Source organism: Bradyrhizobium sp. CSS354, assembly GCF_029051725.1.
Classification (GTDB): Bacteria; Pseudomonadota; Alphaproteobacteria; order Rhizobiales; family Xanthobacteraceae; genus Bradyrhizobium.
Window position 1 is genome coordinate 1 of record NZ_JAACFU010000082.1, and the last position, 680, is coordinate 680.

Sequence of the window (680 nt, forward strand, 5' to 3'; positions counted from 1 at the left end):
GTTGTCGACGCCGTGAACTTCGAAGACATACTTCGCCAGATCTAGACCTATCCGAACGACCTGCATAACATCCTCCTTCGCTGCAGTTGACGCTTGAGATTCCACCGCGGCAAGGGCGGGGTCCATACCATTGGCCCCGCGGGTGCAAGAGATTTCGACAGCATTTTGGAGATCGGTCGGGTGCGTTCATGTATACGGCCTGTCATTGCGACCGATAACTTGGCCGCTGGCCCTGATGGAGATCGCGGATCGAGGCCTCATCAACGGGTCGCGCTTATTGCACTTAAAGCTCTTCGGGCTTTCTCGATCCCCAGCTCCGCCGGTTTCCATCATGCTGTCGTTTGCCCTCACACCTTAAAGTGGCCAGCCTGCTAAGCAGTTCGTCCAGCAGCCTTAGCCCGATAGAACTCACCGGTCGTCATCATCGCCCAGATGATCCGAGCCAACTTGTTGGCGACGGCGATAGCGACGACCATGGGCCGACGCCGTTCAAGCAGAGCTTCGATCCAGCCACCTCCAACCCGGGACCTGCCTTTGGATACCGAACGACGTTGCGCGCCCCGATGACAAGCAAGTGCCGGAGATAGGAATCGCCCTGCTTCGTTATGCGGCCGAGCCGGTCCTTCCCGCCGGTGGAATTCTGCTTAGGCGTCAGGCCCAGCCAAGCCGCGAATTCTCGC

1 pseudogene is annotated in these 680 nt (G+C 58.8%); it reads right to left on the reverse strand.

Annotation, left to right across the window (positions count from 1 at the left end):
• Positions 1-371: 371 nt before the first annotated feature.
• Positions 372-680: pseudogene (locus GWG67_RS38745) on the reverse strand (transposase); the annotation flags it as partial.